Here is a 24,365-nt window from a genome sequence, read left to right on the forward strand (position 1 = left end):
GGTCATTCCTCGCTGGCGATGTCCAGAGGCAGGGTGTAGGGAAGTCTCCTCAGAGTCAGAGGCGTGCCGCCCGGCGCCCCGGCCATCAACGACTCCCCGGCGTTGGCAGCACGTAAAACGGCCAAGGCGGCAAAACCGCCGAGGGGATCCTGTGCGGCGTTGATAACGATGCCGATGCTCTGTGCACCCATGCTGGTGCAAAAGATTTCTTCGCCCGCCCGCAGTGGCGCCGACGCCGCGACCCGGTAGGTCTGGTTCTTGAGTTTGCCGAGATAGTGGGAGCGGGCGACGATCTCCTGCCCAGGATAGCAGCCCTTCTTGAAATTGATGCCCCCCAGCACCTCCAGATTCAGTTCCTGGGGAATGACTTTTTCCGTGGTGGCGCGGCTGATCATGCCGACACCCGCCTGTATAGCCCACCGGCGCCAGTCCTCCGCGGCGTCAGCCCGCGCGCCCGCTGCCCCCAGCTTAGCGCTCAGGGCCTCCAAACGGGATGCGGGCAGAATGATCAGGAAGGCCTCCGCATCCGCCCAGGGCAGGCGGGTAATGATGCTGTCGTCATGAACCACCCCGCTGTTGCCACTTTTTCCCAATGCGACACCCAGGGCGCGGCCGAGCAGTTCCCCCGCACCGTTGCCATAGACGGCCAGCAATGTGAATTCCGGCTCCCCCCGTTTGATCTCCAGCTTGGCCATCATCCGGAACTTGCGCAGACGCTCGATGACCGTATCGGCCATATCGTCGGCCAGACTCAGCCAAAAGTCGTTGCCATCGCGTTGCACGTAAAAATTGGCGATCATACGTCCTTTGGCCGTGCTGTAGCTACTCCATTGTCCGTGACCACTGGCCAGGGTCCGCAGATCGTTGGAGAATTGCCCCTGTAAAAACTTTTCGGCATCCACGCCACTGGCGTGAATCAGGCCCAGTTCCGTATGCAGGGGGACAAAGGTAATGACGGCTGAAGACATGCGGATCGACTCCCGTTTGCAGAAACAGTATGGCCCCGATCATACCCGCATGGCCGACGGCGACAAAGTCCTGCCGGATCTATTCTTCGGCAGTGCCGGGCGACAACGCTGGTTGCAAAGTATTCCCTGCATCCTGGCTTTGCTTTGCGCGGGCTTGACGATGCCGCAGGACTGGCGCTGGGGCCTGGTGCTGCTCGTCGTGCTGCTGGCATGGCTGGTCTGGCGCTGCCCCTGGAGTCTGCGCACGAATCAGGACATGCCGAAGGCCTTGTTGTCCGGCAGGGACGGCGGTCTGCAGGTACGGATGGACAGCGGCAGCGTGCTACCCGTTCATCTGCGCGCCCGGCCATTTCTGCACCCGCGCCTCGGCATGATCCCCCTGCGGAGCGGCGATGGCCGTCGCGCGGTGCTGATTGGTCTGTTTGCTGCCGGGAACGATCCCTGGCGACGCTGGCGCCTCAGGCTGCGCCAGGAATGGGACGCAAAAACGGAGACTGCTGATCCCGCTGGCTGATACTGTCCGCCGCGACGGCACGGCGTTGCGGGTGATCACTGTTGAAATGACAGCCACGGGATTCTTCGCGCAGCAGCGCGGCACAGGTGAGGATTTCCGCACATTGGTAGAGGTTGCGTAGTTCCTGATACGGCTGCGGTCCACACCGGCTGTCGCTGATACGCGTGCTCCGTTCATCCCAATACGCGCAGGCGGCGCGCAAGCCCTCGTCGTTGCGGACGATGCCGGCCGCCTGCCACATATTTGCCTGCAGGTTCTGCCGCAGGGCGCTGATGTCCGTCTGGTGTGCGGCAGTGGTTGTGCACCCCGGCGATCGCCCCGGCATTTGCCGCGGTCTGTCGGGCAGGCGCCCTTGCCCTTCCAGGTCCGCAACAATGGCCGCCGCACCCACCACACATTCCAGCAGTGAGTTGCTGGCAAGACGATTAGCGCCGTGCAGTCCGGTAGAACTGACCTCGCCCGCTGCATAAAGGCCCGGAATGGTACTGCGCCCCGCCCCATCCACGACCACGCCACCACAGGTGTAATGGGCAGCAGGAACCACTGGAATTGATTCCCGTGTAAGATCATAGCCTTGTGCGCGGCAGTGTGCAAAGATGGCGGGGAAATGTCGGCGCACCAAGGTGGCCGGCTGTGCGCTGATATCCAGAGTGACATAGTCGAGTTGATGCTGCTTCATCTCCGCATCGATGGCGCGCGCGACGATATCCCGCGGCGCCAGCTCGGCACGCGGGTCGTAACGCTCCAGAAAAGTGCTGCCATCCGGTAGACGCAGGACGGCACCCTCGCCCCGTAAGGCTTCAGACAACAGGAAAGGTTGGCTACCCGGCTGGTAAAGCGTCGTGGGATGAAACTGGATAAATTCCAGATTGGCAATTTCCGCACCCGCCCGCCAGGCCAGCGCGATGCCGTCTCCGGTAGCCACCAGCGGATTGCTGGTGTGCAGATACAACTGTCCCGCCCCGCCGCTGGCGAGCACCACTGCCCGTGCCGTCCACAACTCGGGCTGGTCGCCCTTTGGGGGGAGCACCCAGGCGCCTTGGCAACGGTCCCCGGTGAGCCAGAGATCGCTGGCATAGTGTCCCTCGGCCATGTGGATGGCGGGCTCCGCCAGCACTCGGCACAGCAGGGTGCTCTCGATAACGTGGCCCGTGGTATCGGCGCTGTGCAGTACCCGACGGGCCTGGTGTCCACCTTCACGGGTGAGATGCCAGCTTCCATCCGGCTGGCGGTCAAAGGGTACCCCCCAGTCGATTAATTGGCGCACGGCGTCCGGACCCCGACCAATGATCTGCCGGACTGCCTGCGGGTGACACAGTCCCGCTCCGGCTCCCAGGGTATCTTCGACATGCAGGGCAATGCTGTCGTGGTCCATATCCATGACCGCGGCGATGCCGCCCTGCGCCCTGTCACTGGCGGAATCTTCCGCCCGCCCTTTGCTCACGAGGCCGACACGGCCGAGTCGGCTGAGCCCCAGAGCCGTGCTGAGTCCGGCGGTGCCGGAGCCGATAACCAGAAAGTCGAAAGAAGGCATTTAGGATCCTGAGAAGGTGTCGGGTGCGGGCGTTGCGAGAATTGGAATGGGTCATGATACGATGGTCGACGGATAAGGTGAATAACGGCACCCCAAGAAGAAAGGAAACGGCCGAATGGGTAAAATCATGGGACACAGCACGGCGGGTGGTCAGGAACATGGCGCACCCAGTGACCTGCTCCTCGTCCAGCGCGTACAAAAGGGAGAAAAGGGGGCATTTGATCTCCTGGTACGCAAATACCAGCACAAGGTGATTTCCCTGGTCGGGCGTTTTGTGCGCACGCCGGAGGAGGCCGAAGATGTGGCCCAGGAAGCCTTTGTCAAAGCCTACCGCGCGCTTGCCAATTTTCGCGGCGATAGCGCGTTTTACACCTGGCTGTATCGTATCGCCGTCAATACGGCAAAAAATCACCTCGTAGCCCAAGGCCGGCAGGTTCCCATTGTGGATGTGGAAACGGAAGATGCGGAACAATTTGCCAGTGGCGATGGACTAAGGGAGTACGATACTCCGGAAGGGTTGTTACTCAGTAGGGAGTTAGCGGAATATATCAACAAGGCATTGACGGCGTTGCCGGAAGATTTGCGCATGGCGGTCACCTTGCGGGAGTTTGAAGGCTTGAGTTACGACGAAATTGCCCAGGTCATGGAGTGCCCGGTGGGGACGGTGAGGTCCAGGATTTTTCGGGCGCGTGAAGCAATTGCCAGGGTTCTGGCCCCTTTGTTGGAGCAGGAAAAGTCATGAACGATGAAACGCAAAAAGAACTGATGGCGTTCATGGAGGGCGAGCTCAGTGGGCTGCGCGCCAGCCGTCTTGCCGCACGTATACAGCGTGAAAGCGGTTTGCGTGAGGCTTGGGAGTCTCAGTACCGCGTTTCTTTTCTTCTGCAAAATGATGGGAAAGGGGTTCGCCTGGCATCGGCTGGTTTCGCCGATCGGGTAGCCTGGGCGATCGTGAACGAACCCGGCATCCTCGCGCCGCAACGCCCGCTGCGGCAGGGTAGTTCAAGAAGTTTCTGGGTGAAGACCGGTTCTGTCGCTGCGGTGCTGGTGGTATCAGTGACCCTGGTAGGTCTCCTGCCCCATCAAGGAGTGGGGCCATCCGTTGCTGGCGGCGGATCTGGTCATTATGCGCAGACCGCCGTGCTGAGGGGGTTTTCAACCCGTGGCGAAGAATTTCATCTGAGCCCCGTAGCGGATTTTGCGTCGCCGCCTGTCGGCACAAACGTGGTTATCCAGAGAGATATTCAACGGTTGTGGGTGCCCGGTGGTGGTAACTACCTCGTTTCCTCGCGGATTCCTTCCGCCTACGCTTCGGGGCAGTCTGATCTGGAAAGTGCGGCCTATACGCCCGCGGCGGGGATCAGTGCGGCTTCCATGGCTTTTCCTGCAGGTTATCCCTAGAATCAGCATTGGTCAGAACGTGTGCCGATACGTATCGGCACGGTGGCGCGATGCCTGTTGCCAAGTGCTGCAGATACCGAGATGATAGATACGGTCTTGAATTGAGCAGCAAATCGGATGGTTGGGGAGGGGTCTTGAAAAATTGTGTGCTGGGTGGACAGCGCCTTGTGGTGGCGCTTTGTATGGGTTTGGGATGGAGTATCGGGGCGATGACGCCTGCTTGGGCGGATTCCGGTGCCAGCGGCCAGGCGCTGGTGGGGCTGCCTGATTTTACGCCCATCGTCAAACAGTATGGACCTGCAGTAGTGAACATCAGCACGACGGAGACCAGGGTGGCGCGTGGTACGGCCTCCCCTTCCCGCCGAACTCTCCCCTGAATCAGTTTTTCGCCCCCTTCTTTGGCGCACCGGGGCAACCTGGAGCGCCTGGTGGCGGAGCCGGACAGAAATATCAGGTGCAATCCCTGGGGTCCGGTTTTGTCGTCAGCTCCGACGGCTATATCGTGACTGCGGCGCATGTAGTGAAAGGGGCGCAGAAGATCATCGTCAGTCTCACCAATCACCATCAATACGCGGCTCACCTGGTGGGCCTGTCGGCGCGTATGGATGTGGCGTTGCTCAAAATTGACGCGAAGAATCTGCCGGTGGTACAGATTGGTGACTCCAGCAAACTGGAAGTCGGACAGTGGGTGCTGGCGGTGGGTTCGCCCTTCGGCTTTGAGAACAGCGTCACCCAGGGTGTGATCAGTGCGACCTCGCGGCCTTTGCCGGATGATCCCTACATCCCGTTCGTTCAAACGGATGTGCCGATCAACCCTGGTAACTCCGGTGGCCCGCTATTCAATATGCGCGGCCAGGTCATTGGTATCAACGACCAGATCTATACCAATAGCGGTGGCTACATGGGCTTGTCTTTCTCCATCCCCATCAATGTCGCCATGGATGCGGTCAAACAGTTAAAACTGCATCAGAAAGTGCATTTTGGCTGGCTCGGGGTCATGATTCAGGATGTCAGTATGGATCTCGCCAAGTCCTTCCACATGAAAGAGCCGGTAGGCGCGCTGGTGTCACAGGTTGTGCCTGGCGGCCCGGCTGCCAAGGCAGGGTTGCGTCCGGGAGATGTCATCGTCTCCTTTGACGGTCAGGCCATCTATAACTCTGGCCAACTACCGCCGCTGGTAGGGGTATTGCCCGCCGGCTTCAAGGCGAAGCTGGGGGTTATCCGTGATGGCAAGCCCATGAGCCTCAACATCGTGGTGGAGAGCCTGCCCGGCAACCTGGAGAATACGGTGGAATCCGCCGCATCCAGCGGTCCGGCGCAGGAAGGTGAAGTCAAACGACTGAATGTGCAGGTGGGTCCGCTGACCGCGGAGGCACGTAAGCAACTGCACGTGAATACTGGTGTCCTGGTCCTCGGGGTTGGTGTGGGGTCGGCGGCGGAAGCCGGTATTCGTCCCGGTGATGTGATCTTGCAGGTGGCTCAACAGCAGATTACCAGTGCCGCCGACTTGCAGAAGCTGGTGGCTGCCTTGCCGGCGGGTCAGCCGATCCCGGTGCTGGTGCGACGTGGTGAGGGGAGTTTCTATCTGGTGCTTTCGCTGCCGCATTGAAGCAGGCGATCACCGCGAAGGGCTGGGCGCTTATACCAGCCCTTTTGGTATTGCATCCGGCGGGGTGGTAGTGTCCGCCCGGCGCCCAGGGATTGACAGGCCAGATGACTGAACAGCAGCATATTCGCAATTTTTCCATTATTGCCCATGTGGATCACGGAAAATCCACTCTGGCGGATCAGTTCATCCGTCTTTGCGGGGCGTTGACCGAGCGTGAAATGTCCAGTCAGGTGCTGGATACGATGGATATCGAACGCGAACGCGGCATTACCATCAAGGCACAGAGTGTGCGCCTGCAGTTTCGCGCCGCAGATGGGCAGGAGTACCAGTTCAACCTCATCGATACGCCGGGCCATGTGGATTTTTCTTACGAAGTGAGCCGTTCCCTGGCTGCCTGTGAAGGCGCGCTGCTGGTCGTGGATGCATCGCAGGGGGTGGAGGCGCAAAGCGTCGCCAACTGTTATACGGCGCTGGAACACAACCTGGAGATCCTGCCGGTCTTGAATAAAATCGATCTGCCGGCTGCCGATCCGGAGCGGGTGCGCAGGGAGATTGAAGCAATAGTCGGGCTGCCTGCTGACGATGCCGTAGAGGCCAGTGCCAAGGAAGGTACCGGTATCCGGGAGATTCTGGAACGGGTGGTGGAACGCATCCCGCCTCCCCAGGGCGACTCGGACGCTGCGCTGCAAGCCCTCATCATCGACTCCTGGTTCGACAATTATCTGGGGACGGTGGTATTGGTGCGGGTGATGAACGGTTCCATCCGTCCCGGTCAGCGCATCCTGACGATGGTGGGTCAGAAACCTTATGTGGTAGAAAAGGTTGGTGTTTTTACCCCAAAATCGCTGATGGTCCCCGCCCTGGAAACGGGGGCGGTGGGCTTTGTCATTGCGGGCGTGCGGACCATTGAAGGCGCCCGGGTGGGAGATACCCTGACCGAGCAGGACCGCCCCGCCAGTGCGCCTCTGCCCGGTTTTCGCGAGGTGCAGCCACAGGTATTCACCGGGCTCTATCCGGTGGACTCGGCGGATTACGAAAACTTTCGCGAGGCGCTGCAAAAGTTGCGCCTGAACGACGCGGCCCTGCAGTTCGAGCCGGAGACTTCACAAGCCCTGGGTTTTGGTTTCCGGTGCGGATTTTTGGGGCTTTTGCATATGGAAATCGTGCAGGAGCGTCTCGAACGCGAGTACCAACTGGAACTGATCAGTACGGCACCCACCGTGATCTATGAGGTGCTTACCACCGACGGCCAGGTGCTGAAGATTTCCAATCCCGCCGAATTGCCTCCGGCACAGAAGATTGCGGATATTCGCGAGCCGGTGATTACGGCGAACATTCTGGTGCCGGAAACGTATCTCGGCCCGGTAATCGCTCTTTGTGAAGAGCGGCGTGGACGACAGAAGAATATGCAGTTCACCGGTGGGCAGGTAATGTTGCGCTATGAGTTGCCGCACAATGAGGTGGTCCTGGATTTTTTTGATCGCCTCAAATCAGTGAGCCGGGGTTATGCCTCCATGGACTATGAATTTGCACGTTTTGAGAGTGGGCCGCTGGTGAAAATGGACATTCTCATCAACGGGGAAAAGCTGGATGCACTGTCCTGGATCGTGCATCGTGATGTGTCCGAACGGCGCGGTAGGGAACTGGTGGTTCGTTTGCGTGATCTGATTCCCCGACAGATGTTCGAGGTGGCTATCCAGGCGGCGATCGGCGCCAGAGTCATCGCCCGGGAGTCGGTCAAGGCCCTGCGCAAGAATGTGCTGGCCAAGTGTTATGGTGGCGATATTTCGCGCAAACGTAAATTGCTGGAGAAGCAGAAGGAAGGCAAAAAACGCATGAAGCAGGTTGGTCATGTGGAGATTCCCCAGGAAGCTTTTCTGGCGGTGCTGAAAAGTGACAAGAGGTAAAACGCGCACCGCGCAACTTGTGCGGAGGCTGATTTTGGGCGCATTCACAATGAAGGACAGGTACTGATGGATTTTACCTTGGGATTGTTTCTGGCGGTTGTGCTTTCCGGCCTGATCTGGCTGGGCGATCTGCTGTTTTTGCGAAGGAAACGGCCTGCGGGAGCCAGGGAATCCGTCGTTGTCGAGTATGCCCGGAGTTTTTTTCCGGTATTGCTGATTGTTTTTTTGATCCGTGCATTTCTGTTTGAACCCTTTCAGATACCGTCCGGATCCATGATACCAACCCTGCGGGTGGGCGATTTCGTGCTGGTCAATAAATTCCAGTGGGGATTGCGGCTACCGCTGATCCACACACCCATTACCCGTGGCAGTCCGGTGGAAGCGGGTGATGTCATGGTGTTCCGTTATCCCAAAAATCCGCGTGTGGACTACATCAAGCGGGTCATCGGCCTGCCCGGCGACACGATTGAGGTCAGGGGAGATGCGCTCTACATCAACAACAAGCTAGTGCCACAAAAATTTATCGGTACTTTTAATTACCGGCCGGAAGGACAGGGCGCCGAGGGTATGGTTATCCCTACCAAAGAGTATGAGCAGGAACTCGGTGGCCATAAATTCCATATTATTGAATTTGCCACGCCCGAAGCCCAGATGAATTTCGGTCCCTACAAGGTGCCGCCTCATTCTTATTTCATGATGGGGGATGACCGGGATAATAGTAATGACAGCCGTTTCTGGGGCGTGGTGCCGGAACGCAATATCGTTGGGAAGGCAATGTTCGTGTGGTTCTCCTGGGATGCCGAGAATTGGTCCATCCGTTGGAACCAGATCGGCCGCGCACTGGATGGGGCTTCCTGAGTCCGGAGGCTGCACTTGCAAAATCCCTGTTCAGGACTAAGTAGGGAAGAGGGATGAATGCAGAGATCCGGGAGGGTTCGAAATGGGTAACCCCATATCAGAGCAACAAGCCATAAGGACTTGTTCAGGCCAGCGTAGCGGGTGGGCGCGGTCCCTGATCACGCGGCGTCCGGATGAGGCAGGGCTTTCATTGGTGGGTGCGATCTTGTGGCTGTTGATCTTGGTCTTTGTCGTCGCCTTTGTCGTGAAGGTGATGCCGTCCTACTATGATTACTGGTCTCTGAAAAATATCGTCAACCAGCAGGAGCAGCAGTCCGTGCCGGGAGAGTCCGCTGCCCAGATTCGCCGCGACCTCAATGCCCGCCTGGAGGTGGCCATGATCCATATCCCGCAGAAAGGCATCCAGATCGAAAAAGCGGGTGCCGGACCGGTGCTGATCACCGTCAGTTATGACAAGATCGTGCCATTGGTTGGCAATGTCAGTTTGTTACTGCATTTTGACGCCGCAGGGCATTGAAAACCTTTTTGGTATACCATGCAGTTTTTTCCTGTTTTTAATGACTGAGTCGATGGGTTTATGGATGCTTTAGAATCTCTGCAACAATCGGTCGGCTATCATTTCCGTGAGCAGCCCCTGCTGTTGCAGGCGCTGACACATCGAAGTGCGGGCGCTCGACACAATGAACGGCTGGAGTTTCTTGGGGATGCGGCACTGAATTTTGTGGTAGCGGCAAAGCTCTTCGCCCGCTTTCCCAAGGTGAGTGAGGGGGATCTGTCGCGGATGCGGGCACGGCTGGTTCGGGAGGAAACCCTGGCGGAGATCGCCGGAAAAATCGCTTTGGCCGACTCCCTGATCCTCGGCCCCGGAGAAATACGCAGCGGCGGCGCCCGGCGGGACTCCATCCGCGCCGATGCCTTGGAGGCGGTGATTGGCGCGGCTTTCCTGGATGGCGGCTTTAGCGCGGCGGAGCGTATCGTGGCACAACTGGTCGAGCCCTTGATGACGGATGACCTGGGTGGCGAAGAGTTGCGCGATCCCAAAACGCGCCTGCAGGAATTCCTGCAGGGACAGGGACGTCCTGTTCCTGTCTATACGTTGGTGGCGGAAAAAGGACAGGCCCATGAGCGGCGTTTCGTGGCGCGTTGCAGTGTGCCTGGCGCCGAAGCTACCGAAGCGGAGGATGGCAGCCGGCGGAAAGCCGAACAGCAGGCGGCGGCGCTGATGCTGGTACAACTGCAGGTTGCCGTGCGTGGATGAGATCAAGAGTGGCGTTCCTGACGAAGGGTACCGCAGCGGATATGCGGCGCTGCTCGGGCGTCCTAATGTGGGTAAATCCACCCTGCTGAATCATCTGGTCGGGCAAAAAATCAGCATCACGGCGCCGCGTCCGCAGACTACCAGGGATCAGATTCTCGGGATATTGACCCGCCCCGACGGACAACTGCTCTTTCTGGATACGCCGGGTGTGCATGGCGGCTATCGCAGCCTGAACCGGCACTTGCTGCGGGCCACCCGAGGGGCGCTGGAATCTGCGGATCTGGGCGTGCTGGTGGTAGAGGCGCTGCTGTGGACCCATGACGACGCGGAGGCCCTGCGCTGGTTGCAGCGGGCCGGTATTCCGCTGGTGGCCGTGGTAAACAAGGTGGATCGGATTGCGAGCAAGGGGCGTCTGTTTCCCTATCTGCAGGCATTGGCGGAGCGTGGAGAATTCGCGGCGATCATACCACTCTCGGCGCGCAGGGCGGCGGACGTGGAGCGTCTGGCTGATGCCCTGGTGCCGCTATTGCCACCGGCTCCGGCGGCTTTCCCGGAGGATCAGGTCACCGATCGCAATCTGCGGTTTATGGCGGCAGAAATCATTCGCGAGCAGATATTCCGGCAACTCGGTGCGGAACTGCCCTACGACACGGCCGTTGCCATTGAAAGCTATCAGGTGGAAGGCGGCCAGCAGCGCATAGAGGCGACCATTTATTGCCGGAAGCCGGGGCAGAAAGCCATTATTCTGGGCGACGGTGGCAGCCGTCTGCGGGTGATCGGCAGCCGGGCGCGGGAGGCACTGCAGCAATTGACCGAAGAGCGGGTCTGGCTGGGATTATGGGTCAAGCAGAAGGAACAGTGGTCGGAAGACCATCATATCCTGCGCGAGTTGGGGTATGACGACTGAACCCGGTGATCGCGCCTGGGTGCTGCATCACTACCCTTACGGAGATACCAGCCTGATAGTGGAATTGTTTACCCGGACACAAGGCCGGCTGGGGGTGCTGGCCAAAGGTGCCCGACGCGCGCGTTCTGCGCTGGCGCGGATCGAGGCGGGACGCCCCCTGTGGGTGCGCTGGCTGGGACGGGGGGAATTACCGGTACTGGCGCAGGCGGAAGAACTGGGTCCGTTTCTGCCACTCAATCCCCTACAGAATCTCAGCCTTTTTTATGTCAACGAGCTGCTGTTGCGGCTGACGCAGCGTGGAGATCCCTTCCCCGATCTCTTTCAAGTCTATGAAGAAACCATCGACGCGTTGCGCAGTGAACCGGGAGAAGGCTGGTATCTGCGGCGTTTCGAACGGCGCCTGCTGGAAAATCTGGGTTGGGCACCTGATCTAGCGCGTTGCGCGGAGTGTGGCCGGTCTCCCGATGCGGCATCTTCAGAACACTGGTTATACCAGGCCGCACGCGGTGTATTCTGTCCGGCCCATGCGCCCGATGCTGCGGTGACCATCGAGGCGGCGGCCCTGGTCTGGTTACGGGGGGCGATGCAGACACGCCATATGCCAGTCTGGAATTCCTCCCTACGGCGTTGTCTGGAACAGGAGTTGCGGATCCATCTGGGCGGACGCCCACTGGAGAGTCGCCGCCTCCTTACGGCATACTTGCGCAGAACACCGCCTGCGATGACGATACAGAAAAGGGAGGAGCACAGCGAATGATTGCCTTGGGGGTGAATATCGATCACGTCGCGACGTTGCGGCAGGCGCGCGGCACCCGTTACCCGGACCCGGTGGAGGCGGCCTTCGTCGCCGAACGCGCTGGCGCCGACGCCATTACCGCGCATCTGCGCGAGGATCGACGGCACATCGTGGAGCGGGATGTGGAGATTCTCAGCCAGACCCTGCGTACCCGCCTCAATCTCGAAATGGCCGTTGAGGAAAGTGTCTTGCGTGTGGCGGAGCGCCTATCCCCTAGCGAATGCTGTCTGGTGCCGGAACGCCGTGCGGAGCTGACCACCGAGGGTGGACTGGATGTTGCCGGACAATTGTCTCGTATCAAAGAGGCCTGCCAGCGTCTGGCCGCCGCCAAGGTCAGAGTATCGCTGTTTGTCGACCCCGATCCTTTTCAGCTGGAGGCGGCGATGGAAACCGGAGCGCCCGTGGTCGAGCTGCATACGGGCCGTTATGCCAATGCCGTTGATACGGCGACGCGCGCTGAAGAACTGGGCCAGATCACCAGCGCGGTAAGCTTTGCCGATAGCCTTGGCCTGCGGGTGAATGCCGGGCATGGGCTCGATTACCACAACGTGCAGGCAGTGGCAGCGATCCCCCATATCCGGGAGTTGAATATCGGCCATGCCATCGTCGCCCATGCCGTATTTGTCGGTATGGCGACGGCGGTGGCGGATATGAAACGACTCATGCTCGAGGCGCGTGGATGATCGTGGGAATGGGGACGGATATCGTTGCCGTCGAGCGGATGGCCCGTCTCCATGCCCGCTTCGGGGAACGTCTGGCCGAGCGTCTGCTGGGGCCTTTGGAGGTGGCGGACATGCCGACGGAAGCCGCGGCCGGCGCCGCTTTTCTGGCGCGGCGTTTCGCGGCCAAGGAGGCCACATTCAAAGCCTTGGGTAGCGGCATGACCAATGGGGTGCGCTGGATGGACGTGCAGGTGGGCCACGATTCGGGCGGACGTCCGCAATTGGTGCTGGGCGGTCGCGCGCAACAGATCCTACAGGGGCTCGGGGATGGCGTGCGCAGTTGGTTGTCCATCAGCGATGAACGTCGCTATGCCATGGCGGTCGTGGTGCTGGAACGGGGAGGGTAGGCGATGAAGGTAACGGTGGTGGGAACCGGATACGTGGGGCTGGTCACTGGCGCCTGTCTGGCGCAGGTGGGTAATCAGGTGCTGTGCGTGGACGTGGACGCCGACAAGGTGGCGCGGTTGCAGACCGGAGATGTGCCCATTCACGAACCGGATTTGCCCGCCATGGTACAGGAAGGCATTGCCGGCGGGCGCTTGCGCTTCACTACGGAGGTTGCCGAGGGCGTAACCCATGGGGATTTCCTGTTCATCGCCGTGGGGACACCGCCCGATGAAGACGGTTCTGCCGACTTGCGTCATGTGTTGGCGGTGGCCGGCGACATCGGCCGACATTTGCAACGGCCGGTCACGGTGATCAATAAATCCACGGTACCGGTAGGCACTGCAGAAAAAGTCCGCGCCCGAATTGCTGCTGTTTTGCAGGACCGGGCGGCGGATATTGTCTTCGATGTGGTCTCCAATCCCGAGTTCCTGAAGGAAGGAGCGGCGGTGGCGGATTTCATGAAGCCGGACCGGATTATCATCGGTGTGGATAACGTGGCGGCAGCGGAGCGGATGCGCGTCCTCTATGCCCCGTTCAACCGCAATCATGACCGCCTGATCATCATGGACCCGCCTTCCGCGGAACTCACCAAATATGCCGCCAATGTCATGCTCGCCACCAAAATATCGCTGATGAATGAACTGGCGGGACTGGCGGAGCGGATGGGAGCGGACATCGAACAGGTACGGCGCGGAATTGGCGCCGATCCCCGCATCGGTTATGACTTCATATACCCGGGTTGCGGCTATGGCGGATCGTGTTTCCCCAAAGATGTGCGGGCATTGGAACACAGTGCGCGGCAGTATGATTTTGATGCGCCTCTCCTGGCTGCGGTGGAGAAGGTGAACGATCGTCAGAAGGGGCTTCTGGAGCAGAAAGTGGTGAGCGCTTTGGGCGAGGATCTTACGGGCAAAACCATTGCCGTGTGGGGACTGGCTTTCAAACCCAACACCGATGACATGCGCGAGGCCCCCAGCCGGGTACTCATGGAAGCCTTATGGCGGCGCGGTGCGCAGGTGCAGGCCTATGATCCGGTGGCCATGGAGGAAGCCCGACGGATCTATGGAGGAGAACACGCCTTGCGGCTCTGCTCGGACCCCTACATGGCCTGTGAAGGGGCCGAAGCGCTGGTGATCTGTACCGAGTGGCAGCAATTCCGCAGCCCCGACTTTGTACAGATGCACAGCCTGCTCCGTCGGTCTCTCATCGTCGATGGGCGCAATATTTACGATCCGGCGGTCGTGCGTGCCGAAGGGTTTGCTTATCATGCCATTGGACGCCCCTGATATGGCCGGGGATTTGCACAGTCTGGCGCGGGCGCAGGTGGCTATCGTCGGTGACGTGATGCTCGATCGTTACTGGTTTGGCAAAGTCGAACGTATCTCGCCCGAAGCGCCGGTGCCGGTGGTGCAGGTGCGGCGAGAAGAAGAACGTCCCGGCGGCGCCGCCAACGTCGCCCTGAATGTGCTGGCGCTGGGGGCGCAGGCACGCTTGCTGGCCCTGGTAGGGGATGACGGAGCGGGTGAGCGTTTGGGAACGCTGCTGACGGAAGCCGGGATCAAGACGTTGCTGATTCCTGACAAGGCCTGTCCAACGACGGTGAAGTTGCGCGTCATTGGTCACCAGCAGCAGCTCCTGCGCATGGATTTTGAAGCGCAGCCCAGCCAGGCCCACAGCGACGCCTTGCGTGAGCAGGCGCCGGCCTTACTGATCAACGCCAAGGCGTTGCTGCTGTCCGATTACGGCAAGGGCGCCTTGCGGGAAGTGGAATATCTGGTGGCACTGGGGCGCAGTCTGGGTATTCCAGTGCTGATCGACCCCAAGGGTAGGGATTATCGCCCGTACCAGGGGGCGACCATCATCACCCCCAATCTCGGCGAATTTCAGGCAGTGGCGGGCACCTGGGCGAATGAAGCGCAGTTCCGCGCGTTGGGTGAGCAGTGGCGGGTATCTCTGCAACTGGAAGCACTGCTGGTGACGCGCGGTGAAGAAGGAATGACCCTTTTTATGGAGAATGCCATCCATCACCATCCGGCTCAGGCCCGGGAGGTTTTTGATGTAACGGGTGCTGGAGACACGGTCATCGCAACTCTGGCGACGGCCCTCGCAGCGGGCTGGGCGATGGATCGTGCGGTGGAACTGGCCAACCGCGCAGCAGGAATCGTCGTTGGCAAGCTGGGGGCGGCCGTCGTGACGGTGGAAGAGTTGGCCGCGACGGAATCCATGCGTGAAGGCTGAGATGGTGACGACTCTGCCGCGGCTACCCGTACCGAAGCTTTTACAGCGCAGGACCGGCCGGGCGGTTGCCGATTTTCGCATGATTCAGCCGGGGGATCGCGTCCTGCTTGGTCTGTCCGGTGGCAAGGACTCCCTGACCCTGCTGCACCTGTTGCGGACCATGCAACGGCAATCCCCGGTGCCATTTGACTTGGGCGTGGCCACCGTCGACCCCATGAGTCCGGATTATGATCCACAACCGCTGGTACCTTACCTGCGGGAGCTGGGTATCCCGTATTTTCTGGAGCGACAGAATATTTATGAGCGTGCACAAAAGCACCTTCTACGGCCTTCTTATTGCAGTTTTTGTGCGCGCATGCGGCGAGGCGTTTTGTATCGCTGCGCGCGGCGCGAAGGCTATCAGGTCCTGGCGTTGGGGCAACATCTCGACGATTTCGCCGAAAGCTTCTTCATGTCCATGTTTTATAATGGCGAGTTGCGCACCATGAAGGCCCATTACCGAGTGCGGGAAGGCGACTTACGGGTGATTCGCCCGCTGGTGTACTGCCGGGAAAGACAAACGCGCCAGTTCGCCACGGAGCAAGCCCTGCCGGTGATTCATGAAAATTGTCCGGCCTGTTTCGGCAAACCGACGGAGCGCCAGCACATGAAAGAACTCCTTGCCACGCAGGAAGCATACGATCCCCGGCTGTTCAAACAACTCCAGCGTGCCTTGCTGCCGCTGATGGGGCAGGGACTGGAAGGTTTGGAATTTGAGGAAACACATGACTGATTTTTCGCAGAGTTTTTATTGGGAGACCTTGCCATTGCGAGGGGCGCGCTGTCGCCTGGATGATATTTACGCGCGGGTGCTACGGGATTTCTCCGGACCAGAAGGCGTGGCTAAGCTGCTGGGCGAGGTGTTGGTGGGTCTGGCGCTAATGGCTACCACCCAGAAAAACTATGAACGCTTGATCATGCAGACGCAGAGCAAGGGGCCGTTGAAACTGCTGGTGGCGGAGATGACGGCGGCGGGTGGCATGCGGGCTTATGGTCGCTGGGAGGAGGGCGCTACGGTGGATTTCTCGAACCTGCCCGATGCCCTGCTCGCCATCACTGTGGACATGGGAATGGATCGGTATCGCTATCAGGGTTTGGTGGCATTACGGGAAACACTGACGGCATCCCTGAACGCCTATTTTACAGAGTCGGTGCAGTCGCCCGCCTATTTCCGATTGGCGGTGGACGTGGCGGCGCAGCAGGCCGGAGGTTATTTCCTGCAACGGCTACCAGGTGTACTCCGTGTCGAGGATTGGCGGGTGGCTACCCAGTTTATCGCCATCGGATCGGACCAGTCTCTGCTGAAGGCGCAGCCTGAGCAGTTTCTTCCGGAGATTTTCCCGGAGGAATCGGTGCGTTTGCATACGGAGCAGCCTTTGACCTTTTCCTGTTCCTGTTCCCGTAAGCGGGTGGAGCGGATGCTGGTGTCGTTGGGGCAGGCGGAAGCGGAAGAAACGTTGGCCACAGAAGGTGCGGTCATCGTCACCTGTGAATACTGCCATGAGGTCTATCGTTTTGCGGATACGGATATCGCGCTGCTGTTTGCTGCGGGCAAACCGCTGCATTAGCACAGTTTGTAGCATAGTCAGGCGGATGGTTCTCCTGTAGTATCGGGGGCGGACGAGAGATTTGGCTTGCGCAACTTTTAGGTCGTATTCTTGTCCAACGAAGTGAATAGGGGGCGACCGGCTTCGACGCAGGTCGCGAAGCCTTCGGTGCATGCAGAGCTGCGGTTCGCTCTTAAAACTGGTCGCAGATTCATAATTGCCAACGACAGCAATTACGCTCTCGCTGCTTAAGCAGTGAGCCCTCTGCCCGGATTTGTCTGTGGATCCGGAGCTGAAAGGCGCGCGGAGGGTCATGAAACACGGAATCGTGCGCATTCTAGTCTGTGGGGTGCGTGCTAAATTAAAGCAGAATCGCCATGTCGTCATCCTGTCTGTCGGAGGGCGGTGCGGTTAAAGCCAAAAGACAAACTACGCATGTAGATCCGGTGGTCTAGGTACTGCGGACGCGGGTTCAATTCCCGCCGCCTCCACCAATCACGGTAAGTAAGCCCCTGATATTTAGGGGCTTTATTTTTTTACTCTTGGCCGCGTCTTACTTTTCGTCTTACCCTTGGTTCTCGGTAGGTATCACCCCCACCCAAAGAAAAACCCCTGCATCCGAAGATCCGGCATGACGCGGCACGGGGCGATATGGTCGGCGGTTTTCGGGTCCAGGTGTCACGGTGGCCGGAGATACGCGATATTCAGCGGCCAGCCCGTCAGCCCGTCAGCCCGTTTCGCGCCGCATTCCACTCTCTCCTGGCTATTTCTCGCTCCGACCTCGCTCCCTGGAACTGGCCCGAAGACCGCAAAGACCGCAACTCATCACCATACAGATCAATGGCTTACGAGCTTACGAATCAAGCGGTTGGATCGCAGCATCGGGTGGCAAAGGAAACGCCGTCGTTGCGTTTTGTCGGTAGTTATCGATCGCTACCGACAGATTGCAACACGGATGTATGTGCCTGGATGAGGACCAAGGGGAGAAACACCTTGTCGGGACAGTGTCCGGACGACTACAGTAAGGGCATCCAAGATCAGTCCGGAGGGGCACCGTGAGCACCCTGAATCTTTCCAAGACCGAACGCATTGACGTTCGTGCCAGCACGCCGGTCAAGCAATTGCTGCAAGAAGCCGCACGCGCCTGCCATAAGAACGTCAGCGAGTTCCTGCTCGACGCAGGCGTGACGGCGGCCGCGCAGACGCTGGCAGATCGTCGTCAATTCGTGCTGGACGACACGCGGTGGCAGGCGTTCCAGGAAGCGCTGGACCGTCCGGTGCAAAGCAAACCGCGCCTGAAAAAATTGCTGCGTGAGCCCGGGGTTCTGGATTGAGCGGTGTGAATGGGTGTAATTGGGCGTCTAAATGGATGCACCTCAGAAAATGGGTGTAAATGGGTGTGTTTTTGGTGTAAAGTGTGGTTCATGCTGAAAACCGTCACCCTCCAGATTACCCCCGAAATCCTCAGCCTCATCGCCAGGATCGACGAGTTCAAGGGCGCCTGGCGCGCCCTGGGCACGCTCGCGCCCGATCGACTGTCGGCCCTGCGCCGGGTGGCCACCATCGAGAGCATCGGCTCCTCCACCCGCATCGAAGGCAGCAGGCTGTCCGACCGGGAAGTGGAGCAGTTGCTGTCGAACCTGGAAATCAAGTCCTTCGCCACCCGCGACGAGCAGGAGGTAGCTGGTTATGCCGAGCTGATGGACTTGGTATTTTCGTCCTGGCAGGGCATCCCCTTCACCGAGAACCACATCAAGCAGTTGCACCAAATCCTGCTGCGCCACAGCGAGAAGGATGCCTGGCATCGCGGCAACTACAAGACCAACTCGAACAGTGTCGCCGCCTTCGACGAAACCGGCGCGCGGATCGGTATCGTGTTCCAGACAGCCTCGCCCTTCGATACGCCCCGCCTCATGACGGAGTTGGTGGCCTGGGTGAACCAGGAGCGCGAAACGGCCCGGCTACATCCCCTGTTGATCATCGCCCTGTGCGTCGTCGTGTTCCTGGAGATCCATCCCTTTCAGGACGGCAACGGACGGCTCTCCCGGGTGCTGACCACGCTCCTGCTCCTACAGACCGGGTACGCTTACGTGCCGTACAGCTCGCTGGAGAGCGTGGTCGAACAGAGCAAGGAAGCCTATTACTTGGCGCTGCGGCAGACGCAGGGCACGATCCGCACGGAGTCGCCGAACTGGCAGCCGTGGCTGGTTTTCTTCCTGCGCTCGCTGGCTGAACAGGTTCGGTGCCTGGAGAAGAAGGTCGAGCGCGAGAAGATCGTGCTGGCGGCCATGCCGGAACTGCAGCTACAGATCGTCGAGTTCGCCCGGGAGCACGGCCGCGTCACCATCGGCGAGGCCATCAAGCTGACTGGGGCTAGTCGCAACACGCTGAAGCAGCATTTCCGTGCGTTGGTCGAGCGCGGCACGATGAACCAGCGCGGCAGTGGCCGAGGGGTCTGGTACGCCCTGCGCTGACAGTAACGGACGCGGGTTCAATTGCGCGTTTGGAACTGAACCTGGATCGACGCTGAGCGCAGCAAGGCCTTCGATGCACTGGCGGTCAGCACCTTGGTCTATGCCCCCGCTAGCGCCTGACCCACCTGCCTGAGGTTACCCATATGGCCCCAACGGATCGCGTCCGGATCGTGGCCGATCAAGCTCGACCAAGCAATCGCGGGTATCTCAAGGTGGTCGCCAATACGGCCGTCTGGTAGACTGATAACGATTTAAAACGACTTTGAGATATCCTTGAACGTCAATGCCATGAGTACTGAACCTTGGGTTACCGCAATCGGTGTTGCTCGGTATTGGGAGGGCGGTAACTCATGACCAAATCCGAGGCGCAAACCCGGTCAGAGATCATTGACCAACAACTCTCACAAGCTGGCTGGAATGTCAAAGACCCCACGCAGGTCGTCGAGGAATTCGACATCCTCACCGCCTTGCCCGAAGGTGTTGCCGAAGCACGTACCCCCTATGAGGGCCACCAATTTAGCGACTATGTCCTGCTGGGCAAAGACCGCAAGCCACTGGCAGTGATCGAAGCCAAAAAAACCAGCCGCGATGCCGCCATCGGCCGCGAGCAAGCCAAGCAGTACTGCTACAACATCCAGAGGCAGTTGGGCGGTGAGTTGCCGTTCTGCTTCTACACCAATGGCCACGAAACCTATTTCTGGGATCTGGAGAATGCCCCGCCGCGCAAGGTCGTCGGCTTTCCCACTCGCGACGATCTGGAACGCTTCGCCTACATCCGTCGTAATCGCAAGCCACTGACGCAGGAGCTCATCAACACCTCGATTGCCGGCCGTGATTACCAGATCCGCGCCATTCGCTCGGTACTCGAAGGCATCGAACAGAAAAAGCGCGATTTCCTGCTGGTGATGGCCACCGGCACCGGTAAGACCCGCACCTGCATTGCCATGGTCGATGCACTGATGCGCGCAGGTCATGTCGAAAAGGTGCTGTTTCTGGTCGACCGCATTGCACTGCGCGAGCAGGCGCTGGCGGCCTTCAAGGAGCACATGCCCAACGAGCCGCGCTGGCCGAATGTGGGTGAAAAGCTGATTGCCACAGATCGCCGCATCTACGTTGCCACCTACCCGACGATGCTCAACATCATTCGGGACGAGGCGCAGAGCCTGTCCTCGCACTTCTTCGATTTCATCGTCGTCGATGAAAGCCACCGCTCCATCTACAACACCTTCGGCGAGGTGCTCGACTATTTCAAAACCATCACCCTGGGTTTGACGGCCACACCGACCGACATCATCGATCACAACACCTTCCGGCTTTTCCACTGTGAAGATGGCCTGCCGACCTTTGCCTACACCTATGAAGAAGCCGTGAACAACGTGCCGCCTTACCTCTGCAATTTCCAGGTCATGAAAATTCAGACCAAGTTTCAGATGGAAGGCATCAGCAAGCGCACCATTTCGCTGGAAGACCAGAAAAAGCTGATCCTGCAGGGTAAAGAAATCGAGGAGATCAACTTTGAGGGCACCCAGCTCGAAAAGCAGGTGATCAACAAGGGCACCAACACCCTGATCGTCCGCGAATTCATGGAAGAAGCCATCAAGGACGCCAACGGCGTGCTGCCGGGCAAGACCATTTTCTTCTGCGCCACAAAGGCCCACGCCAGGCGCATGGAAGAAATCTTCGACAAGCTCTACCCGCAATACCACGGCGAGCTGGCCAAGGTGCTGGTGTCCGACGATCCACGCGTCTACGGCAAAGGCGGCCTGCTCGATCAATTCACCAACAACGACCTGCCGCGCGTCGCCATCAGCGTGGACATGCTCGACACCGGCATCGACGTGCGCGAGATCGTCAACCTCGTGTTCGCCAAGCCAGTCTATTCCTATACCAAGTTCTGGCAGATGGTCGGACGCGGCACGCGTTTGCTGGAAGCCAGCAAACCCAAGCCCTGGTGCTTGGAAAAAGACGTGTTCCTGATCCTCGACTGCTGGGACAACTTCGAATACTTCAAGCTCAACCCCAAGGGCAAGGAACTCAAGCCACAGTTGCCGTTGCCGGTGCGGCTGGTGGGCCTGCGACTGGACAAGATCGAAAAGGCCAATGACAGCGGCCATGCCGAAGTCGCTGCGCGGGAAATTGCCAAGCTCCGCCAGCAGATTGCCGCACTACCGAAAGAATCGGTGGTGATCCAGGAAGCCGCCGCCGCGCTGGCGCGGCTGGACGATGACAACTTCTGGATCAGCCTCAGCCACGAACGGTTGGAGTTCCTGCGCGCTGAAATCAAGCCGCTGTTCCGTACTATGTCCGAGACCGACTTCAAGGCCATGCGTTTCGAGCGTGACCTGCTGGAATATTCGCTGGCCGTTCTGAATCAAGACATGGAACAAGCCGAAACTCTCAAGGAAGGCATCGTCGAACAGATCAGCGAACTGCCGCTTACGGTCAGTTTCGTGAAGCAGGAAGAAACCCTGATCCGCGCCGCTCAGAGCAACCACTACTGGGGTAAAACGGATACTGGCGAGATGGAAGATGCCCTTGACGAGCTGAACATGCGCCTTGGTCCGTTGATGAAATTCCGTGAGCAGCAGACCGGCCCCGGACCAACGCACCTCGACCTGAAAGATGAAATCCACCGCAAAGAAATGGTCGAGTTCGGCCCCCAGCACGAAGCGGTCAGCATCAGCCGCTACCGCGAGATGGTCGAAACCATGATCGCGGAACTGACCGCGCACAGTCCCATCCTGCAAAAGCTCAAGAATGGTCAGGATGTCTCGGCTGACGAGGCCCTTGAACTGGCTGAACTGCTCCATGCTGAACACCCCCACATCACCGAAGATCTGCTGCGCCAGGTCTACAAGAACCGCAAGGCCTGCTTCATCCAGTTCATCCTCCACATCCTCGGCATCAAGACCCTGAAGAGCTTCCCCGAAACGGTCAGCGAAGCCTTCGACCAGTTCATCGGGCAGCACACGCACCTTTCCAGCCGTCAACTGGAGTTCCTGAACCTGCTCAAAGGCTTCATCATCGAGCGCGAGAAGGTCGAGAAGAAAGACCTTATCAATGCGCCGTTCACGGTCATCCACCCACAGGGGATTCGTGGCGTCTTTAGCCCGGCCGAAATCAACGAAATCTTACAGCTTACGGAACAGTTGGCGGCTTGATGAATTGGCACCAAAACGAAACCGCAGATGGTCGCAGATTATATCCGTGTCGACTTCGAGACGGTTGAATGGAGAGGCCATGAAGCAGAACTCTAAAATATCGGTAAAAGGCACAGAGATAACGGTCTATTCGGATGGCGACCTTGATTTCATTTCCCTGACCGACATGCTCCGTGCCAAGGACGGAGATTTCTTTATCTCGGACTGGCTGCGGAACCGGAACACCGTCGAGTTCCTCGGAATTTGGGAACAGGTGCATAACCCTGCGTTTAATTATGGCGAATTCGCCACAATTAAAAGTCAATCCGGTCAGACCGCCATTCACCAGATGAAACTCCTGCTTGCCGATAGAAACGTCAAGCAGTTGGAGGAAAAATAACCATGCTACAGAACAACCCCGAACTCAAAAGCAAGATCGGCCAGCTCTGGGACAAATTCTGGAGTGGCGGCATCAGCAATCCGCTCACCGCCATCGAGCAGATCACCTACCTGTTGTTCATGAAGCGGCTCGACGAGCTGGACCAGAAGCGTCAGGCCGATGCCGACTGGACGGGCGAGAAGTACGTCTCCAAATTCGAAGGCAACTGGATTCCGCCCGAATACCGCAATCAGCCGGAGCCGGAAAAATTCGCTATCGACAAGCGCAGCCTGCGCTGGAGCGAATTCAAGCGCATGCAGGCCGAAGGGATGCTGCAGCACGTGCAGACCAAGGTCTTCCCCTTCCTCAAGGACCTGAACGGCACCGAATCCAATTTCACCCACCACATGAAGAACGCCGTGTTCATCATCCCCAAGCCGGCCCTGCTGGTGGAAGCGGTGAAAACCATCGACGACATCTTCGAGATCATGGAGAAGGACTCACAGGAAAAAGGCCAGGCTTTTCAGGACATCCAGGGCGATGTCTATGAGATGCTGCTGTCCGAGATCGCCACCGCCGGCAAGAACGGCCAGTTCCGCACCCCGCGCCACATCATCAAGCTGATGGCCGATCTGGTGCAGCCGCAAATGGGCCACCGCATTGCCGATCCGGCCTGCGGCTCTGGCGGCTTTTTGCTCGGTGCCTACCAGTACATCGTCACGCAACTGGCCATCAAGGCCGGTACCAAAGGCCTCACACCTGATGAAGACGGCTTCGTGCGCACTTCGGTCGCTGCCTCCCTGACCAAAAAAGCCCAGGCGATTCTATCCAGCTCACTCTGGGGCTACGACATCGACGCCACCATGGTGCGCCTGGGGCTGATGAATCTGATGATGCACGGCATTGACGAGCCGCACATCGACTACAAGGACACCCTCAGCAAGAGCTACACCGAGGAATCCGAATACGACATCGTAATGGCCAATCCGCCCTTTACCGGCAGCATCGACAAGGGCGACATCAACGAAAACCTGCGACTGGGCACCACCAAGACCGAACTGCTGTTCGTCGAGAACATCTACCGCCTGCTCAAAAAAGGCGGCACCGCCTGCGTGATCGTCCCGCAGGGTGTGCTGTTCGGTTCCGGCGGAGCGTTCAAAAGCCTGCGCCAGTTGCTGGTGGAACGTTGCGACCTCAAGGCCGTCATCACCCTGCCCAGCGGCGTGTTCAAGCCTTATGCCGGGGTCAGTACCGCCATCCTGCTGTTCACCAAGGTCTGGGGGCCAAAGGACAAAGTCACCCAACCCGCCACCGAACACGTCTGGTTTTATGAAATGGCCGCCGACGGCTATTCGCTGGACGACAAGCGCAGCAAGCAGGAAGGCTTTGGCGACCTGCAGGACATCATCGCCAGCTACCACGCCCGCAACCCCGCCACCGACACCGACCGCACGGCGAAATGCTTTATGGTGCCACGCGCCGAGATCGAGGCCGAGAGCTACGACCTTTCGCTCTCCCGCTACAAGGAAGACGTGTTCGAGGAGGTGCACTACGACGCGCCGGGCGTGATTCTGGAGCGACTGATTCAGGCGGAGGTGGGTGATGTGGACGAAGCGGAACTCGCCAAGGTGCAGAGCGGCATCGTGCGCGAGTTGCTGGAGTTGAAGAGGATGGTGGGATGACCCCA

22 protein-coding genes, 1 other RNA gene and 1 pseudogene are annotated in these 24,365 nt (G+C 59.1%); 22 read left to right on the forward strand and 2 right to left on the reverse strand.

The window, feature by feature from the left end:
- Positions 1-2: 2 nt before the first annotated feature.
- Positions 3-968, reverse strand: coding sequence for a CAF17-like 4Fe-4S cluster assembly/insertion protein YgfZ (ygfZ, locus tag AFERRID_RS11070; protein ID WP_126605206.1), 966 nt, complete (start codon positions 966-968; stop codon positions 3-5).
- Between ygfZ and AFERRID_RS11075 the strand changes: the two genes are divergently transcribed.
- Entirely contained in the window at positions 952-1,482 is a 531-nt protein-coding gene (locus AFERRID_RS11075; protein ID WP_113526791.1) for a hypothetical protein, read from the forward strand. The genes ygfZ and AFERRID_RS11075 overlap by 17 nt on opposite strands.
- Here the strand turns inward: AFERRID_RS11075 and nadB are convergent.
- Positions 1,427-3,016 (reverse strand): L-aspartate oxidase, encoded by a 1,590-nt coding sequence (gene nadB, locus AFERRID_RS11080; RefSeq protein ID WP_113526648.1) that lies wholly within the window; start codon positions 3,014-3,016, stop codon positions 1,427-1,429. The two genes, AFERRID_RS11075 and nadB, sit on opposite strands and share 56 nt — an antisense overlap.
- 115 nt (positions 3,017-3,131) lie before the next feature.
- Here nadB and rpoE point away from each other — a divergent pair, with 115 nt between their 5' ends.
- The 21 genes and pseudogenes from rpoE to AFERRID_RS11185 all read left to right on the forward strand — a co-directional run bounded on the left by rpoE (position 3,132) and on the right by AFERRID_RS11185 (position 24,360).
- Positions 3,132-3,758 (forward strand): RNA polymerase sigma factor RpoE, encoded by a 627-nt coding sequence (gene rpoE / locus AFERRID_RS11085; RefSeq protein ID WP_113526647.1) that lies wholly within the window; start codon positions 3,132-3,134, stop codon positions 3,756-3,758.
- Positions 3,755-4,417 (forward strand): sigma-E factor negative regulatory protein, encoded by a 663-nt coding sequence (locus AFERRID_RS11090; protein ID WP_113526646.1) that lies wholly within the window; start codon positions 3,755-3,757, stop codon positions 4,415-4,417. The genes rpoE and AFERRID_RS11090 overlap by 4 nt, the downstream gene beginning before the upstream one ends.
- Positions 4,418-4,599: 182 nt before the next feature.
- Positions 4,600-6,026 (forward strand): annotated as a pseudogene (locus AFERRID_RS11095) (Do family serine endopeptidase).
- A gap of 104 nt (positions 6,027-6,130) precedes the next feature.
- Entirely contained in the window at positions 6,131-7,933 is a 1,803-nt protein-coding gene (gene lepA / locus AFERRID_RS11100) for a translation elongation factor 4 (RefSeq protein ID WP_126605207.1), read from the forward strand.
- 66 nt (positions 7,934-7,999) lie between these two features.
- Positions 8,000-8,791: a signal peptidase I gene (lepB, locus tag AFERRID_RS11105; protein WP_113526643.1), complete on the forward strand. Its 792-nt coding sequence runs from the start codon at positions 8,000-8,002 to the stop codon at positions 8,789-8,791.
- Between the two features lie 205 nt (positions 8,792-8,996).
- Complete coding sequence (locus AFERRID_RS11110) at positions 8,997-9,308, forward strand: DUF4845 domain-containing protein (RefSeq protein WP_225981976.1); 312 nt, start codon at positions 8,997-8,999, stop codon at positions 9,306-9,308.
- 60 nt (positions 9,309-9,368) lie between these two features.
- Entirely contained in the window at positions 9,369-10,049 is a 681-nt protein-coding gene (gene rnc / locus AFERRID_RS11115; RefSeq protein ID WP_113526641.1) for a ribonuclease III, read from the forward strand.
- Positions 10,042-10,956, forward strand: a complete 915-nt coding sequence (gene era, locus AFERRID_RS11120) for a GTPase Era (protein ID WP_126605209.1) — start codon at positions 10,042-10,044, stop codon at positions 10,954-10,956. The genes rnc and era overlap by 8 nt, the downstream gene beginning before the upstream one ends.
- The gene (gene recO, locus AFERRID_RS11125) at positions 10,946-11,713 is read left to right on the forward strand and encodes a DNA repair protein RecO (protein WP_113526639.1); all 768 of its coding nucleotides are present in this window, start codon (positions 10,946-10,948) and stop codon (positions 11,711-11,713) included. The genes era and recO overlap by 11 nt, the downstream gene beginning before the upstream one ends.
- Positions 11,710-12,435 carry a pyridoxine 5'-phosphate synthase gene (pdxJ, locus tag AFERRID_RS11130; RefSeq protein WP_113526638.1) on the forward strand — a complete coding sequence of 242 codons (726 nt, stop codon included), beginning with the start codon at positions 11,710-11,712 and terminating at the stop codon, positions 12,433-12,435. The genes recO and pdxJ overlap by 4 nt, the downstream gene beginning before the upstream one ends.
- Positions 12,432-12,821: a holo-ACP synthase gene (gene acpS, locus AFERRID_RS11135; protein WP_113526637.1), complete on the forward strand. Its 390-nt coding sequence runs from the start codon at positions 12,432-12,434 to the stop codon at positions 12,819-12,821. The genes pdxJ and acpS overlap by 4 nt, the downstream gene beginning before the upstream one ends.
- A gap of 3 nt (positions 12,822-12,824) precedes the next feature.
- On the forward strand, positions 12,825-14,147 hold the full coding sequence (locus tag AFERRID_RS11140) for a UDP-glucose dehydrogenase family protein (RefSeq protein WP_113526636.1): 1,323 nt from the start codon (positions 12,825-12,827) through the stop codon (positions 14,145-14,147).
- On the forward strand, positions 14,128-15,099 hold the full coding sequence (rfaE1, locus tag AFERRID_RS11145) for a D-glycero-beta-D-manno-heptose-7-phosphate kinase (RefSeq protein ID WP_225981977.1): 972 nt from the start codon (positions 14,128-14,130) through the stop codon (positions 15,097-15,099). The genes AFERRID_RS11140 and rfaE1 overlap by 20 nt, the downstream gene beginning before the upstream one ends.
- Positions 15,089-15,871: an ATP-binding protein gene (locus AFERRID_RS11150; protein ID WP_225981978.1), complete on the forward strand. Its 783-nt coding sequence runs from the start codon at positions 15,089-15,091 to the stop codon at positions 15,869-15,871. The genes rfaE1 and AFERRID_RS11150 overlap by 11 nt, the downstream gene beginning before the upstream one ends.
- The gene (hslO, locus tag AFERRID_RS11155) at positions 15,864-16,706 is read left to right on the forward strand and encodes an Hsp33 family molecular chaperone HslO (RefSeq protein WP_126605210.1); all 843 of its coding nucleotides are present in this window, start codon (positions 15,864-15,866) and stop codon (positions 16,704-16,706) included. The genes AFERRID_RS11150 and hslO overlap by 8 nt, the downstream gene beginning before the upstream one ends.
- 109 nt (positions 16,707-16,815) lie before the next feature.
- Positions 16,816-17,179, forward strand: a transfer-messenger RNA (tmRNA) gene (gene ssrA, locus AFERRID_RS11160).
- A 561-nt stretch (positions 17,180-17,740) separates the two neighbouring features.
- Positions 17,741-18,019, forward strand: coding sequence for a type II toxin-antitoxin system TacA family antitoxin (locus AFERRID_RS11165; RefSeq protein WP_126605211.1), 279 nt, complete (start codon positions 17,741-17,743; stop codon positions 18,017-18,019).
- A gap of 90 nt (positions 18,020-18,109) precedes the next feature.
- A complete protein-coding gene (locus AFERRID_RS11170) occupies positions 18,110-19,159 on the forward strand; it encodes a Fic family protein (protein ID WP_113526633.1) in 1,050 nt (349 codons plus the stop codon).
- A 350-nt stretch (positions 19,160-19,509) separates the two neighbouring features.
- Positions 19,510-22,320, forward strand: coding sequence for a type I restriction endonuclease subunit R (locus tag AFERRID_RS11175; RefSeq protein ID WP_113526632.1), 2,811 nt, complete (start codon positions 19,510-19,512; stop codon positions 22,318-22,320).
- 79 nt (positions 22,321-22,399) lie between these two features.
- Complete coding sequence (locus AFERRID_RS11180) at positions 22,400-22,699, forward strand: KilA-N domain-containing protein (RefSeq protein ID WP_113526631.1); 300 nt, start codon at positions 22,400-22,402, stop codon at positions 22,697-22,699.
- A gap of 2 nt (positions 22,700-22,701) precedes the next feature.
- A complete protein-coding gene (locus AFERRID_RS11185; protein WP_126605212.1) occupies positions 22,702-24,360 on the forward strand; it encodes a type I restriction-modification system subunit M in 1,659 nt (552 codons plus the stop codon).
- Positions 24,361-24,365: the final 5 nt, after the last annotated feature.

The organism is Acidithiobacillus ferridurans, from assembly GCF_003966655.1.
In the GTDB taxonomy this organism is placed as follows: Bacteria; Pseudomonadota; Gammaproteobacteria; order Acidithiobacillales; family Acidithiobacillaceae; genus Acidithiobacillus; species Acidithiobacillus ferridurans.